General features: G+C 67.3%; 13 protein-coding genes. 3 read left to right on the top strand and 10 right to left on the bottom strand.

Annotation, left to right across the window (positions count from 1 at the left end):
* Positions 1 to 53: 53 nt before the first annotated feature.
* On the bottom strand, positions 54 to 689 hold the full coding sequence (locus QSK35_RS26595) for a Crp/Fnr family transcriptional regulator (protein ID WP_285750233.1): 636 nt from the start codon (positions 687 to 689) through the stop codon (positions 54 to 56).
* A 245-nt stretch (positions 690 to 934) separates the two neighbouring features.
* Positions 935 to 2,446: a sodium:solute symporter family protein gene (locus tag QSK35_RS26590; protein ID WP_285750232.1), complete on the bottom strand. Its 1,512-nt coding sequence runs from the start codon at positions 2,444 to 2,446 to the stop codon at positions 935 to 937.
* Positions 2,447 to 2,689: 243 nt separating this feature from the next.
* Between QSK35_RS26590 and QSK35_RS26585 the strand changes: the two genes are divergently transcribed.
* Positions 2,690 to 3,319, top strand: a complete 630-nt coding sequence (locus tag QSK35_RS26585; RefSeq protein WP_285750230.1) for a response regulator transcription factor — start codon at positions 2,690 to 2,692, stop codon at positions 3,317 to 3,319.
* A 195-nt stretch (positions 3,320 to 3,514) separates the two neighbouring features.
* Positions 3,515 to 5,350, top strand: coding sequence for an acyl-CoA dehydrogenase (locus tag QSK35_RS26580; RefSeq protein WP_285750229.1), 1,836 nt, complete (start codon positions 3,515 to 3,517; stop codon positions 5,348 to 5,350).
* Positions 5,351 to 5,413: 63 nt separating this feature from the next.
* On the opposite strand, the gene QSK35_RS26575 is transcribed toward QSK35_RS26580, so the two are convergent.
* The 5 genes from QSK35_RS26575 to QSK35_RS26555 all read right to left on the bottom strand — a co-directional run bounded on the left by QSK35_RS26575 (position 5,414) and on the right by QSK35_RS26555 (position 11,204).
* The gene (locus QSK35_RS26575) at positions 5,414 to 6,208 is read right to left on the bottom strand and encodes a DUF1206 domain-containing protein (protein WP_285750228.1); all 795 of its coding nucleotides are present in this window, start codon (positions 6,206 to 6,208) and stop codon (positions 5,414 to 5,416) included.
* A 44-nt stretch (positions 6,209 to 6,252) separates the two neighbouring features.
* The gene (locus QSK35_RS26570) at positions 6,253 to 8,043 is read right to left on the bottom strand and encodes a VanW family protein (protein ID WP_502881723.1); all 1,791 of its coding nucleotides are present in this window, start codon (positions 8,041 to 8,043) and stop codon (positions 6,253 to 6,255) included.
* Between the two features lie 293 nt (positions 8,044 to 8,336).
* Positions 8,337 to 8,630 (bottom strand): GroES family chaperonin, encoded by a 294-nt coding sequence (locus tag QSK35_RS26565; RefSeq protein WP_285750360.1) that lies wholly within the window; start codon positions 8,628 to 8,630, stop codon positions 8,337 to 8,339.
* A gap of 52 nt (positions 8,631 to 8,682) precedes the next feature.
* Positions 8,683 to 10,461, bottom strand: coding sequence for an NHL domain-containing thioredoxin family protein (locus QSK35_RS26560; RefSeq protein WP_285750359.1), 1,779 nt, complete (start codon positions 10,459 to 10,461; stop codon positions 8,683 to 8,685).
* 83 nt (positions 10,462 to 10,544) lie between these two features.
* On the bottom strand, positions 10,545 to 11,204 hold the full coding sequence (locus tag QSK35_RS26555; protein ID WP_285750227.1) for a dienelactone hydrolase family protein: 660 nt from the start codon (positions 11,202 to 11,204) through the stop codon (positions 10,545 to 10,547).
* A gap of 28 nt (positions 11,205 to 11,232) precedes the next feature.
* On the opposite strand from QSK35_RS26555, the gene QSK35_RS26550 reads away from it, so the two are divergent.
* Positions 11,233 to 12,006, top strand: coding sequence for an HAD family hydrolase (locus QSK35_RS26550; protein ID WP_285750226.1), 774 nt, complete (start codon positions 11,233 to 11,235; stop codon positions 12,004 to 12,006).
* Positions 12,007 to 12,178: 172 nt separating this feature from the next.
* Here the strand turns inward: QSK35_RS26550 and QSK35_RS26545 are convergent, their stop codons facing one another.
* The 3 genes from QSK35_RS26545 to QSK35_RS26535 are packed head-to-tail and all read right to left on the bottom strand — an operon-like array spanning position 12,179 to position 14,827.
* Positions 12,179 to 12,526 (bottom strand): NYN domain-containing protein, encoded by a 348-nt coding sequence (locus QSK35_RS26545; RefSeq protein WP_285750225.1) that lies wholly within the window; start codon positions 12,524 to 12,526, stop codon positions 12,179 to 12,181.
* Between the two features lie 15 nt (positions 12,527 to 12,541).
* Entirely contained in the window at positions 12,542 to 13,906 is a 1,365-nt protein-coding gene (locus tag QSK35_RS26540) for a S28 family serine protease (protein ID WP_285750224.1), read from the bottom strand.
* Between the two features lie 60 nt (positions 13,907 to 13,966).
* A complete protein-coding gene (locus QSK35_RS26535) occupies positions 13,967 to 14,827 on the bottom strand; it encodes an NAD(P)-dependent oxidoreductase (RefSeq protein ID WP_285750223.1) in 861 nt (286 codons plus the stop codon).
* Positions 14,828 to 14,927 lie beyond the last annotated feature (100 nt).

Genomic DNA, 14,927 nt, shown 5'->3' with positions numbered 1-14,927 from the left:
ACGGTCCGCGTCGCCGCGAAACTTTCCACCGAAGAGGTGAACCAGATTCCCCACTACTGGGGGATGTCATCAGGATTTTCGGCTCGCTTGCGCAGTGCGATCTCGTTCACTACGACCGTTCGGCGGTACAGCTTGCGGATGATGCCCGCCTTTTCGAGCTCACGCAGTTCCGATTCCGCCGCGGAGAGCGACATACCGGACAGCGAGGCGATTTCCTTCTGCGTCAACGAGACGTCGATGTCCACTCCGGACGACGTCCGCCGTCCATACGCGACCATCAACTCGTAGAGCACGCGCACGACCCGCGTGGCGGCCCGCCGGGACGCGGCCTGGTCGACCCGCCGCTCGTTGGACCACCGCAGTCGCGCCGACAGCATCCGGCTGAACTCGACCGATCCACGGGGGTGGTCGGCCAGGTACTTCTCCAGGTCGGGCCAGGCGATGGACTTGTAGGTGACGGTGGTGGACGCACGCACGGTCGCGCTTCTCGGCTTGTGTTCCAGCGGCCCCATCTCGCCGACGAGGTCGCCGCCGGTTCTGATCGCGAGGAGCACCTGACCGCCTTCGGGCAGATCGACCTCGATCTTGACGTATCCGGTCAGCAGCAACAGCACGTCGTCGCCCTCTTCGCCCTGCCGCAGCAGGTTCTCGCCCTGCAGACGTGTCCGGGAGGTCCCGAGATTCAGCAACGCGTCTCTGGGCGGACCGGGCAATCGACCGAGGAAGCTTTGTGCAGGCCAGGAGCTGTCGCCAATGGACAATCAATCTCCACGTGCGCGAGAAGCCATCGAAAACGGCACGACGATAGCGCCTTCCCGACTCCGTTCGCACGTATTCCGAGTTGTTGATCTATGCCTATCGAGATAAGCCGTGGAATTGCAAAAAAGAGGCCTTGGAGTGCCGCCGCACTCCAAGGCCTCCGCAACGGCCGAAATCAGGCCTTGACGGCTTCCTTCTCGGGCTCCTCGTCGGTGTCGAGCGAGTCGAGGAGCTCGTCACGCTCCCGCGACGGCTCCGACTTGAGGAATCCGATCGTCAGGTAGAGCACCAGCGAGAGCACGAGCGGCCAGGAGACCAGCACGCCCTTGGTGACCCACGCGGCCTTGTTCATCTGCTCGATGTACAGGAACGCCCACATGCCCAGACCGCCGACCACCGACGCGATCGCGGCGGTGGAACCGATCCTGCGGAACCACGGCAGCAGGCCGAGCATCAGCGGGATCGCGATCGGGCCCATGGTGGCCGCGACCAGGTCGACGACGACCTTCAGCACGAAGCCCTGGCCGCCGGAGATGATCGCGATCAGCATGCTGCCGCCGATGAACAGGAACGTCGTGACGCGGGCGAGCACCAGCTGCCCGTCCGAGGTGAGGCGGGTGATGCCCTTCCACAGCCTCGGCAGCATGTCGCGGGTGATCACCGCAGAGATGACGTTCGCGTCGGACGACACCATCGCCATCGTGTGCGAGAAGAAGCCCGCCAGCACCAGGCCGATCATGCCCGCGGGCAGCATCTGCTTGCCCATCTCGATGTAGGCGCTCTCCGCGGCCGCGCCCTGCAGGCCCGGCACGATCAGCGGAGCGGCCCACATCGGGAAGAACAGCACGAGCGGCCACACGAGCCACAGCACGGACGACAGCAGGGCCGAACGCTTGGCGGCGAAGGCCGACGGCGCGGCCATGTAGCGCTGCGCCAGGTTCCACATGCCGCCGTTGTACTCGAGCGTCTTGATCAGGAAGAGCGCCATGAAGAACGTGCTCGTGTACGGCCCGGCGAGCGGGTCGCTGTGGCTCTCCGGCAGCTTGTCCCAGATCGTGATCGGGAAGTCCATGCCCAGCCGGCCGGCGACCGCGAAGAACATCGCGAAGCCGGCGGCGGCCTGGATGATGAACTGGCCGAAGTCGGTGAGGGCGTCGGCCCACAGGCCGCCGAGCACCGAGTAGATCATCGTGACGAGACCGATGAGGATGATGCCCCACGTGATGGGCACGCCCGCGAAGCCCTTCAGCAGGATCGCGACGGCCGCCCACTTGGCGGCGATGTCGACGACCTTGAGCAGCGCGCCCGCCCACGCCATGACCTGCTGGGTCGGCACGTTGTAGCGCCTGGCCAGGTACTCCAGCGGCGACGCGACGTTGTACTTCGACCGCAGGCGGTTCCACCGGGGCGCGAACAGGAACGCGCCGATGCCGACACCGATGCCGATGGTCAGCGACCACCAGACGTAGACGGTGAGGCCGAGCCGGTAGGCCTCCGAGGCGAACGCCACGAACATGACGGCGCTGTATCCGGACATGTGGTGCGAGATGCCGGACAACCACCAGGGCATCTTTCCGCCCGCGGTGAAGAAGTCCGCGATGTTCTGGACCCGGCCACGAGACCAGAGCCCGATCGCGACCATCACGAAGAAGTAACCGACGACTACGACCCAGTCGAGGGTGCCCATGTGACCTCCTGGCGTGCACACACGTGTGCCCGCGAGAGCGCACCAGGCCATGGGCGGCGGAACCTGGCACATCCCGCACGGGATATGTGACGTAGGTCTTACGAGGCTGTTGCCTCGGATGGAAGAGCTTCGCCAGTCTTGAATCACATTCGTGACCGTTGGTCATGTATGTGAACTCGTATGACCGCGTCATAGGCCCGTGGGACCTGCGTCACACCCCCGTAAGCACGAACGGAGGTGCTGATGGTCACGCCCGCGCCAGGGGTCGCGCTGGTCGACCCCGTGCCGCTGTACCGGGAGGGCCTGTCCGCGCTGATCCGACGCACTGCGGGGTTGCGTTGGCTCGGCTCGACCGGTCACCCGCACACGGCCGTGCGGCTGCACGAACGGCTCAGGCCGGACGTGCTGCTGATCGACTCGGTGCTCGACCCGGCGGGTCACCTGGCGCGGTTGCTGATCGACGGCGACCCGCACCTGCAGGTCATCTCGCTGGTCCGGGACGCCCACGCGGGCACCGACTACGTCCGGACCGTGCTGGAGGCCGGCGCGCGCGGCGTGGTGCCGCGCAGCGCCGAGCCGGACCGGATCGTGCGGGTGATCCTGGAGACGTGCCGGTCGAACGGGTACGTCGACCCGAACCTGCGGCCGCGCTCCCGGCCCGCGCTGTCCCGGCGCGAGTACGAGGTGCTCACGTTGATCGCGGACGGGCTGGAGAACCAGTCGATCGCGGACGCCATGCACGTGTCCGTCGAGACGGTCCGCTCGCACGTCAAGGGAATCCTGCGGAAGATGCGCGCCCGCGACCGCACACACGCGGTGTCACTCGGGTACCGCACGGGCCTGCTGATGGCCCGCCCAGCCGTGCGCGAGTAGCGCCAGCACTGCGTGACGCCGCTCACCTCATGAACATATCGCCGAAGGTCTACTGGACATGGCGTCCCTCGAAGACTGTCTACTTCCCCACTGATCGGTGGTATCGCTTGCCGGGGTTACTGTCGAGTAATAAGCTGTTGTTACCGGTCAGTAGGCGACATCCGCCGCCGCGACCCTGAGGAGTGAGCTGACGAGATGGGCCACTACAAGAGCAACGTAAGGGATCTCGAGTTCAACCTGTTCGAGGTCTTCAACGTGCAGGACCACCTCGGCACGGGGCCGTTCGAGCAGTCCGACGAGGACACCGCGCGCGGCGTTCTGGCCGAGTTGAAGAACCTGGCGGAGGGTCCGCTAGCCGACTCGTTCGTCGACGCTGACCGCAACCCGCCGGTGTTCGACCCGGCGACGCACACCGCGACCCTGCCGGAGTCGCTGAAGAAGTCCTACCAGGCCGTGTGGGAGGGCGAGTGGTACCGCCTGTTCCTGCCGACCGAGCTGGGCGGCTACGGCACCCCGCCGTCGGTCACCTGGGCCGCGTCGGAGCTGATGCTCGGCGCCAACCCGCCGATCTACATGTACCTGGCGGGCCCGAGCTTCGCGACGGTCGTCTACAACAACGGCACTGAGCGCGACAAGCACTGGGCGCAGCTGATGATCGACCGCGGCTGGGGCGCCACCATGGTGCTGACCGAGCCGGACGCCGGTTCGGACGTCGGCGCCGGGCGCACCAAGGCCATCAAGCAGGACGACGGCACCTGGCACATCGAGGGCGTGAAGCGGTTCATCACGTCCGCGGACCAGGACCTCACCGAGAACATCATGCACCTGGTGCTCGCCCGTCCCGAGGGCGAAGGCGTCGAGTCGAAGCCGGGCACCAAGGGCCTGTCGCTGTTCCTCGTGCCGAAGTTCCACTTCGACCCGCAGACCGGTGACCTCGGCGAGCGCAACGGCGCCTTCGTGACCAACGTCGAGAAGAAGATGGGCATCAAGGCGTCCACCACGTGCGAGCTGACCTTCGGTCAGCACGGCGTGCCCGCCAAGGGCTGGCTGCTCGGCGAGGTCCACGACGGCATCGCGCAGATGTTCGACGTCATCGAGTACGCCCGCATGATGGTCGGCACCAAGGCCATCGCGACGCTGTCGACCGGTTACCTCAACGCGCTGGACTACGCCAAGGAGCGCGTCCAGAGCGCCGACCTGACGCGTATGACGGACAAGACCGCGCCGCGCGTCACCATCACCAACCACCCGGACGTGCGCCGCAGCCTGATGCTGCAGAAGGCGTACACCGAGGGCCTGCGCGCCGTGTACCTGTACACCGCGACGTTCCAGGACAAGGTGTTCCTGGGCGGCGAGGACGCCGAGCTGGCCGCGAAGGTCAACGACCTGCTGCTGCCGATCGTCAAGGGTGTCGGCTCGGAGCGTGCCTACGAGCAGCTCGCGCAGTCGCTGCAGACCCTGGGCGGCTCGGGCTTCCTGCAGGAGTACCCGATCGAGCAGTACATCCGGGACGCGAAGATCGACTCCCTGTACGAGGGCACCACGGCCATCCAGTCGCTGGACTTCTTCTTCCGGAAGATCATCCGCGACAAGGGCCAGGCGCTCGGCTTCATCAACGGCGAGATCCAGAAGTTCCTCGACAACGAGGGCGGCAACGGCCGCCTGAAGGAGGAGCGGGCGCTGCTCAAGCAGGGTCTCGAGGACCTGCAGGGCATGCTCGGCGCGCTGGTCGGCTACCTCACCTCCTCGCAGGAGGACGTGCGGAACATCTACAAGGTCGGCCAGAACTCGGTCCGCCTGCTGATGACCGCCGGTGACGTGCTGGTCGGCTGGCTGCTGCTGCGCCAGGCCGAGGTGGCGCTGAACAAGCTGTCCGGCACCGTTTCGGCAAAGGACAAGGCGTTCTACGAGGGCAAGGTCGCCGTCGCGTCGTTCTTCGCGAAGAACGTCCTGCCGGAGCTGACCGCGCGCCGCAAGGTCGCCGAGTCGACCGACAACTCCCTGATGGACCTGGACGAGTCCGTCTTCTAAGTCGCCGCACCCGCGAACGACGGGGCCGCACCTCCTGCCCGAGGTGCGGCCCCGTCATCCGTTTCAGCCCTTTTGGGCTCGGGCGGCGACGAAGCAGTACACACCGAACGCCGCCAGTCCGACCGCGACCAGGGCCAGCAGAATCGCGCCGAACGGTTGAGCCGCCAGCGTGTGCAGCGCCTTGTCCAGGCCACCGGACTGCTCCGGGTCGGCGTAGATGGCGGCGAGTCCGACCAGGACGCCGATGACGCCGTAGGCACAGCCCTTGCCGATCCACCCGACCCGGCCGACGGGCTCGATCCAGCTCGGCGCCTTGCTCATGTCGAGGTCCTGCTCGAAGGACTTCTTCACGCCCTTGCGGAAGATCGCGCCGGCCACGACGAGGATGCCGATCGCCACGGCGCCGACCAGCAGCTGACCGCCCGGCATCGCGAGCACCTTCGCGGTGAACGTCTGCTGTTGTTCCGTCGAGTTACCGGCATCACCGCTGGTCGCGTACTTGAACGCCGCGAACGCGATGGCGCAGGACGTGATGCCGCGGCCGACCGAGCCGAACCGCCTGGTGATCCGCTTGCGCTTCTTCGGGATGTACCGGTAGCCGACCAGCGCCAGCGTGAACTGCCAGACGGCGAAGCAGACCAGCCCGATCGCGAGCACCCACAGCAGCAATGGGCCCAGCGGGGTCTCCGCGAGCGCCTGCACCGCGCCCTTCTGGTCGGTCTGCTCGCTTCCACCGAGCACGACCTGGATCGCGAGCCACGCCACTACGACGTGCACGACCCCGTACAGCACCATTCCCACCCGCCCCAGCACCTGGACGACGGGCTGTCTTCGTGTCTCCTCTGCGACAGTGGCCACGAACGGGTGAATACCCATTCGTGGCCACTTGACAACCTCGCAGCTCAGCCGCTTGGTGGTGGTGCGTCGCAGATGATCTTCGGTGACGGGTCGTACCGCACGGTCCGGCTCTCCGAGCGGGTCTGGCCGCTGCGGCGGTCCTTGATCGTGCGGGTGTCGGTCACCGTGAAGCCCTGCGCGCCGTTGCCGGCAACGCACGGCTGGGTCGTCTTGTGGATCTCCTTGGGCTCGGTGAAGTTCGACTTCTCACTGGTCGAGCCGGTGACGTCGTAGTTCTTCGTGCCCCACAGGACGATCTTGATCGTGGACGGGGTCCAGATCGTCTGGATCGCGACGCCGGTGTCGTCCGGGTTGGTGAACCTGATGTCGATCAGGCTGTTGCCGTTGGTGTCCATGAACACCGTGGCCTCGCGACCGGCCGGGTACCGGGAGATCCAGTAGCTGTGCTCCTTGTGGCCCGCGTCCTTCATGCCCGCGTAGTACGAGGCGTTGTAGAGCGTCGTGGCGAACTGCGAGATGCCACCGCCGACCGCGCGGCCCGGCGCGCCGTTCTCGATGATGCCCGCCTCGACATAGCCCTGCGCGGTGCCGCGCGGGCCCGTGTAGCCGTTGAGGCTGAACGTCTCGTGCGGCTTCACGATCGCGCCGTTGACCTTGGCGGCGACGACCTTGATGTTGACGCCGGACTCCGCGGCGAAGCCACCGGTCTGGAACTCGCCGATGACCTCCTTGATGCCCATCTTGTTCGCCTGCTCGGTGGTGACCTTCGCGGGCGTGTGCTTGTACTCGGCCTTGATCTCCCGCTTGTCCGAGCTCTTCAGCACGTCGAAGTACTTCTCGAAGCTCTTGTCCCAGTCGACGCCCATGCCGTCGACCGACTCCTTGACCGTCGGCTTGCCGCCCTCGAAGACGATCTGGGCGTCCTTGCCTTCCTTCTCGGTCTCCTTGAGCTGCGGGCCGGCCGCTTCGATGATCTTCGCGTTGTCCTGCTTGACGTTCAGCGCGCCGTTCTCGCCCGGCTCGAACACGAGCGTGGTGGCGATCTGCTCGGGCGTCAGCGTCGCGTCCTTCTTCTCGCCGTGGACGACGACGGGACCGGACACGGCGTGCTTGACGACGTCGTCCAGGACCTTCTGGACGCCTTCCTTGGTCGTCTTCACCGGCGTGCTGTCGACGGGCAGGTCCACCGGCTTGCCCTCGGCCCAGCTCGCGATGATCGCCTTCGCGGCCTCGTCGGCGCGCAGCTTCTGGCCGTTGTGCGGGTCGACCGCGGTCGGCTTGGCACCCTCGAACTTGATGGTGCCCTCGATCGGGTCGTGATCCACCTTGGGCCGCAACGCCTCCAGTGCGGCGTCGAGCTTCTGGTCGTCGGCCTGCGTCGCGACGCCGACCTCACGTGAGGTGAAGAACGAGGTGACGCGCGTGATCGGGCTGAGCGGCTGGCTGCCCGCGCGGTCGATGGTCTTGTTCCAGTCCAGCGCGAGCCCGGCGGCCTTCGGGTCGATCTCCGCGTCGACGTCGCCGACCTTGAGCGCGAGCGGCTTGCCCAGCCGCGGCTCGATCTCCTTGCGCAGCTTCTGCTCGGCCGCGGTGTGGCTCAGCCCGCCGACGTCCACGCCGGCCACGGTCACGCCGCGCGGCACGTTGCCGCTGGAGATCAGGATGTCCAGGCCGTACAACAACCCCAGCGCGCCGACGGCCGCCGCGGCGACGACCAGCGCCTTCTTGCGGTTGAACGGCTTGCCCTCGGTCTCGTCCGCTTCGGACGGTTCGACCATGACGGGGCCGTAGACGCCCGAGTCCTCGGGCTCTGGCTCGGGAAGTACGGGAGCCATGTGCTGCACGGTCGGGGCGGACGCGAAGTCCCGGGCGACCTGCGGGACGGGTGTCTGCACCGTCACCGTCGGTTCGGCGTCCGGCTCCTGCGTGGGCCACGCCTCGGTGTCCTGCCGCAACGCGTCGACCGAGATCTTGCTGGTCCGCTCGGATGCGGTGGTATCAGGGGTCACCGGGAGCATGGCTCTCGTCTTGTCAGCGTCGTACGGCACTGCTCTCCCCGTTGCCTGTCGTCCGTCGTCCTGAGGCGTACGTGCGTCTGGTTACCACGCACAGATCACGAACCGGTCCTTCACAGGTACAGACCAGTCCCATGTTCGGTGAGCTCGGTCGCGACCGCGTGCAGGTCACGTTCGCGCATGACGAGGTAGGTGGTTCCCTGCACCTCTACCTCGAGCTGGTCGTCCGGGTTGAACAACACCCGGTCGCCGACCTTGACGTGCCGCACGCTCGTACCCACACCGAACACGTCGCCCCATGCCAACCGCTTGGCCATCTGCGCCGTCGCGGGGATGACGATGCCACCGCTGCTGCGACGCTCGCCGTCCTCCGGCGAGATCCGCACCATGACGCGGTCGTACAGCATCTGGATCTCGAGCTTGACATCAGGCACCGGGAGAGTCTACGTGCACCCGGAACTAGCCCTCGTCCATGCCGCCCATCAAGAGTGGAAGACGGTTTGGACCCGTATCGGTCACGCGTACGGGCACACCCCAGTCTTGCCTGGTCAGACGGCACACGGGGTGCTCGATGGCGGGGTCGTCGGAGCAACTCGCCGCCTGCGCCACGACGTGCAGCACGCCACCTGTGATGTTCCTGTTGATTTTCAGCCGTCTCGAAAGGCCGGTGCTCACCCCCGCGCCCTCGATGATCAGGTTCTCGGGCGAGCTGGTGATCTCCAGCCGGGTGGACGGGCCGTAGCGGTCGTCCAGCTTGGTGCCCGCGGGCGGGGTGAAGACGACCGTCAGTTCGAGCTCTTCGTTGTTGATCTCGGTGGCCGGCCGCTTCACCGCGTGCTCGGTGCCGTCGATCTTGACGATGTTCTTCGCGAGCCGTTCGAGCCGGTGCGCCGCGCTGGCGACGACGGTGAGGTGCCCGTCGACCAGCACGACGTCGCTCGGCTCGGCGATGTCCGTGGCGATCGTGGTGACCTCGTTCGTCTTCGGGTCGTACTGCCGGATCGCGTTGTTGTAGGTGTCCGCGACGACGACCGTGCCGTCGGGCAGCGCCGTGACGCCCAGCGGGTGCTGGAAGAGCGCCTCCTCGGCGTCGCCGTCCTTGTGGCCGAACGCGAACAGCCCCTTGCCCACCACCGTGCGGACCTCGTCGTTCTCCAGCCAGCGCAGGGCGCTCGTCTCGGAGTCGACCATCCACAGTCTGGTTCCGTCTGTGCTCAGTCCACTGGTCTGCGCGAAGGAGGCCTGATCGGCCGGGCCGTCGTTGATGCCTTCGACCGTGGTACCCGCAAGTCTTGTTATCTGGTTCGTCCTGGGGTCGAAGAAACCCAGCGTGTGGTTGCCCGCCATCGCGATGGCGATGCCGTTGTTCCACCAGGCCACGTCCCAAGGGCTGGTGAGGGCGATCTTGTCGGCGGGTCCGTCGGTTTCCCCGTCGCGCCACTGCTCGCCGGTGCCGGCGATCGTGGTGACCTCGCCGGTGTCCAGGTTGAGGCCGCGCAGCAAGTGGTTGACCGTGTCCGCGACGACCACGTGGTAGCCGAGGGTTTCGGGTACGAGCGTCAGGCCCGCCGGCTCGGAGAACGTCGGTTTCAGGCCGTCCTGGTCGCCTCGTTCTCCCGTGCCGATGCGCCTCCGCACCGTCTCGCCGTCGAGTTCGAGCTCGACCAGGCTGTGGTGGGCGGAGTCGCTGACCAGCAGGGTATTGCTCGGGGTCAGGATCGCCTTGGCGGGGAAGCGCAGCGTCGTGTCTCTCGGGGGTGGTGGAACGTACGGGCCCTGTCCTTTGTGGAGCGTGCCCTTTTCTTCGTGTTCCTCGATCAGCTCTTTGATGATCGTGTCGAGCGCCTCGACGTGGCCCTCGCCCGCGGCTACGTGGACGATGTAGCCCTCGGGGTCGATGAGGACGAGCGTCGGCCACGCCTTGACGGCGTAGTTCTGCCAGGTCGTGAGCTCGGGGTCGTCGAGTACCGGGTGGTGCACCTCGTACCGCTCGACCGCGGCCTTCAGCGCCTCGGGGTCCGCCTCGTGCACGAACTTCGGCGAGTGGACGCCGATGGTGACCAGGACGTCCTCGTGCTCGGCTTCGAGCGGGCGCAGCTCGTCCAGCACGTGCAGGCAGTTGATGCAGCAGAACGTCCAGAAGTCGAGCAGCACGATCTTGCCGCGCAGGCCCTTGAGCGTGATCTGCTCGCCGCCGGTGTTCAGCCAGGCGCGTCCGACCAGCTCAGGGGCGCGCACGCGCGCGCGACGCTTGGGGGTGGTCACGTCCCGATCCAACACCTTGGGACGCGGCACCCATTCCGCGTCCCACGATGCGGACGTCAGCCCACCGGAAGCGTCCGGGCGAGGAACGCCGTCGTCAGATCCCACGCCCGCGCAGCCGCCGCGGGCTGGTGGAACATCGGCGCCACGTGGTTGTGGAACGCGTGGCCCGCGTCCTCCTGCACGTGGATCTCGGCGTTGTCGTGCTCAGCGACAGCGTCCTCGACGATCTGCACCTGATCACGCGTGATGTAGGGATCCTGACCGCCGAAGTGGAACTGAATGGGACACGTGATCTGGGAGAGCAGGCCGACGCTGCCCGGCACGGCCGAGCCGTAGAACGACACGACGGTGTCCGGGGAGCTCTGGGCCGCCGCCGCGAACGCGAGCGATCCGCCGAGGCAGAAGCCCAGCAGGCCGGTCCGTTCGGTACCGAGCCGGCCCACGGCTTCGATGACGTCCGCGACCGCCTGCTCGAAGTCCAGCTTCCCGGCGACCTCCATCGACGCCTGGACGCCCGCCTGGTCGTGCCCGGAGCACCACCCAGGCGAGAAGCGGTGGAACAGCTCGGGGACGCCGACGACGTAGCCCAGCGCGGCGAGGTCGGCGGCGACCGAACGCAGGTAGTCGTCGAGACCGAAGATCTCCTGGATCAGGACGATGCCGGGGCCGGTACCCGCGGGCGGCTGCCAGACGGGCAGCGGAATTCGCGTGCTCACATCGGCCATCCTGCCCGACAATCGGCGGATGATCCGCCTGATCGCGACGGACCTCGACGGCACGCTCCTGCGACGCGGTGGCGCGCTCGCCGACCGGACTCGGGCCGCGCTCGAACAGTGTGGCGCCGAGGTGGTCGTCGTGACGGCCCGGCCGCCGCGGTTCGTCGCGGACCTCGGGCTGACCGGCACCGCGATCTGCAGCAACGGCGCGATGGTCTACGACCTCAAGGAGGCCGAGGTGGTGTCCGCCGAGCTGTTGTCGTTCGAGCTCGTGCGGTCGGTGGCGGAGGCGCTCGCGGAGGCGATCCCCGGCGTGGGCATCGCGGTCGAGACCGGGCTGGAAGTGTTGTGCGAACCGGCTTTCCGCGGGTTCTCCGAGTCGAATCCACATCGGACACTCGAACTGCTCGACCACGTCTGGGAAGAGGCGCACCAGGTCGTGCAGCTGCTCGCGTGGGCGCCGGACGCCGAGGCCGACCACATGCTCGGGGTCGCGACCGAGATCGTCGGGCACCAGGTGTCCGTGACGCACTCCGGCGGCCTGGGCCTGCTGGAGATCAGCCCGAGCGGCGTGTCCAAGGCGTCGACGCTCGAGAAGCTTTGTGCGGCAAGGGGAATCACACCCAGCGAGGTGGTCGCGTTCGGGGACATGCCCAACGACCTGTCCGTGTTGCGCTGGGCGGGCACGGCGTACGCGATGGGCAACGCGCACCCGCTCGTGCTGGAGGCGTGCTCGCTGCGTGCGCCGAGCAACGAGGAGGACGGGGTGGCGCAGGTGCTGGAAGAGCTGTTCCGGCTCTAGTAGGACGGTGCGACGACGACACTGTGGCGTTCGAACACGCCGAGAGCCTTCTCCACGTCGTCCGAAGAGGACGAGCGCGGCCTCGTCGCCGATGTCCCGGTTCGCGTAACCCGGCAGCACCTTCACGGGTTCGATGCCGAGCAGGTCGCCCAGCGCGACGGCGCCCATTCAATCAAGGCCGGCGCTTCACCGAGGTCGGTCCGGCGACATCCGCGCCGAGGTCGGTGACGCGGCGGCGCAGCTCGCGGTCCGCGGTGACGACCGTGACAGGTCGTCCGGCTCCCTCTGACCGGACGACCTCCACGATCTTGTCGTCACCCGACCTCTCGGCGGGGACGACGCGCACTCCGTCAATGCTCGGCACACCCCTGGCCTTGCCCTCGACGACGAGCACGACTTCTTCCGGACGCCCGGCGAGTGCGTCTCGCAGGCGTTCGGCTGCTCCGAACCGGTCGCGCCACCAGCCGTCGGGGACGGATCCCACGACGTTGGCGGCGTCGACCACCAGCAACGGCTTCACGCCGTCAAGACTGCCTCAGTCGCGACGGGCCCGCAGTGCCTCGAGCGAGTCGGGGTCCGGACCGTCTTCCGATGCGACCTTGAAGGCTGCTGCCGACACACCGGCCCACCGCAGCACGGTCTTGGTCGCCTCGGCGCGTTGCGCTTCGGGCAGCTTGGTGATGTTCGAACCGTGGTTGCCGCCCGGCACGGTGTAGGTGTACGAGTCGCGCTTGCTCGGGTGGAACTGCTCGGCGCCCCACGGGTCGTTCTGGCCGTAGACGAACAGCATCTGGCTGCTGCTGAACCGGACCCACGTGTCGATGTCGCGCATGACGCCCGGCTCGAAGCGCATCTTGATCTCGGCGGGCACCATGGAGCGCGGCGCGTCCGAACCGGGATAGCGCAGCAGGCCCTTGACGTGCGACTCGTCGGCGATCGGCCAGCCGAGCTGCGTGCCCGCCTGGTAGTAGTACGGGACGTAGGGCTTGATGCCCGCGTCGGTGTAGAAGTCCCAGCCGACGGTCTTCTCGATGAACGTGAACAGCTCGTCCACGCTCGCGTTGTCGCCGGGAACGATCGCGCAGTCAGCCTGCAACCCGTACTGCCAGAACGTGAACGGGGTGTCCAGAACGTTGATCTCCAAGGACTTCTGGACATCGCCGAACTGCTCATAGGTGTAGCCCTTCGCGAGCAGCTTCGCGGCGACCTCGTCGCGGTGCTGCAGGATCTGCCGCTGCACACCCTCGAGGCGGCGGTTGCACGTCGGGTCGTTGCCGACGTTCTCGATGAACTCGCCGTAGTTGTCGCGGTTGTTCACCACGTCGTTCGGCGCCACGTACGCGACGGTCGCGTCGACGTCACGCGGGAAGAAGCGCCGGTGGTAGACGCTCGTCATGCCGCCCTTGCTGGCACCCGTCGAGATCCACTTCGCCTTGTAGATCGTCTTGAGCTTCGTGACGATGTCGTGGTGGTCGTTCGCGGCCTGCCAGATGTTCAGGTCGCGCCAGTCCGCGGGCTGCGGGATCGAGGGCGTGAAGAACCGCTGCTCGACGCTGATCTGGTTGCCGTCGGTCAGCCGGGCGACCTCACCCGCGCCGATCGTGCCGGGCAGCGCGTAACCGGTGGTGTGCAGCACCATCGGCTTGCTCTCGTCCTTGTGCAGCAACGAGAACCGCTGCTCGAACTTCGCCCCGCGCGGGTGCCGGTGGTCGACCGGTTGCTGCACGCCGAGCACGAACGTCCGCGCCGCGCCGAGCGTGCCCTCACTGATGATCCGCACGCCGGGCAGCGCCGTGATGCGGTCCTTGATGTCCGGTGCCGCGTGCGCGGTCGACGCCATGGTCATCGCCTGGGCGGATACCAGCCCGATCGCGACGAGATATCGAGACAGCCTGTTCACGCCGTCAAGCTATCCAGCGATCTCAGTCGGCAGTACCGGCCGATCGTCTTGCGGTGAGCGTCACCTCCAGCTCGCGAAGTACGCGGCAGCCATGTCCTCGTCACCGTGTCCTTGTGTGATCGCCCGGTTGAGTCGCGCGCCCGCGGCGCTCGCGGCGTCGAGCTGCACACCCGCCAGCACGGCCGCCTCGCCGACGAGGCTGGCATCCTTCGCCGCGTTGGCCACGGTGAACGCCGGCGCGAGGTTGCGGTCCAGGATGGCCTTGGCCTTCAGCTGCAGGTAGCCGCAGTCGGTGGGACCACCGGTCACGGCGTCGAGGAACAGCTGCGGGTCGATGTTCAGGCCCTCGGCCAGCGAGAGCGCCTCGCCGACCGCCGCGGTCAGCGACAGGATCCAGCTGTTGGCGGCGAGCTTGAGCTTGGTGCCGCAGCCGGCCTCGCCGACCCACATCGTGCGCGCGCCGATCACGTCGAAGACCGGCTGGACGGCGTGCCTCAGGTCGTCCGAACCGGACGCGAGGATGATCAGCTTGCCCTCGATGGCCGGTTTGGTGCTGCCGAGCACCGGCGCGTCGACGAAGCCGAGGCCGAACGAGCGGGCGAGCTCGATGTGGTCCTCGGTGGCGTGCACGCCGACCGTGCTGGACTGAATCCACACCGCATCGGGTGACAACCCGTCGGCGGCATCGGTCATCACGTCGGAGACGGTCGCACCGTCGCTGAGAATGGTGATGACGATGTCGGAGCCGCGAACGGCCTCGGCGGGTGTGAGGCACAGGGTGGCGCCGCGATGCAGCAACGGCTCCGCTCGTGCACGGGTCCGGTTCCACACCCGGACGTCGAATCCCTGCTCAGCGAGGTTGCCCGCGATCGGCGCGCCCATGAGGCCGGTGCCGAGTACCGCGACCTTCGTAGTCGACATGGACCCAGGCTAGGCCCAGACAGAAGAAACCCCGCGGTGCTGCCAGGTCGGGGGTCCGACAGCACTGCGGGGTCATCCGGAACATCGGTCGGTGCTCGCG

It is taken from the genome of Lentzea sp. NBRC 105346 (genome assembly GCF_030269605.1).
GTDB lineage: Bacteria > Actinomycetota > Actinomycetes > Mycobacteriales > Pseudonocardiaceae > Lentzea.
This window is presented reverse-complemented; position numbering and strand designations above follow the sequence as displayed.

What these genes read in the sequence shown, in the direction of transcription:
- QSK35_RS26590 (WP_285750232.1), bottom strand. Translation starts at nt 2,446, where the DNA reads ATGGGCACCCTCGACTGGGTCGTAGTCGTCGGTTACTTCTTCGTGATG.
- QSK35_RS26585 (WP_285750230.1), top strand. Translation starts at nt 2,690, where the DNA reads ATGGTCACGCCCGCGCCAGGGGTCGCGCTGGTCGACCCCGTGCCGCTG.
- QSK35_RS26580 (WP_285750229.1), top strand. Translation starts at nt 3,515, where the DNA reads ATGGGCCACTACAAGAGCAACGTAAGGGATCTCGAGTTCAACCTGTTC.
- QSK35_RS26570 (WP_502881723.1), bottom strand. Translation starts at nt 8,043, where the DNA reads ATGGCTCCCGTACTTCCCGAGCCAGAGCCCGAGGACTCGGGCGTCTAC.
- QSK35_RS26565 (WP_285750360.1), bottom strand. Translation starts at nt 8,630, where the DNA reads ATGCTGTACGACCGCGTCATGGTGCGGATCTCGCCGGAGGACGGCGAG.
- QSK35_RS26550 (WP_285750226.1), top strand. Translation starts at nt 11,233, where the DNA reads ATGATCCGCCTGATCGCGACGGACCTCGACGGCACGCTCCTGCGACGC.
- QSK35_RS26535 (WP_285750223.1), bottom strand. Translation starts at nt 14,827, where the DNA reads ATGTCGACTACGAAGGTCGCGGTACTCGGCACCGGCCTCATGGGCGCG.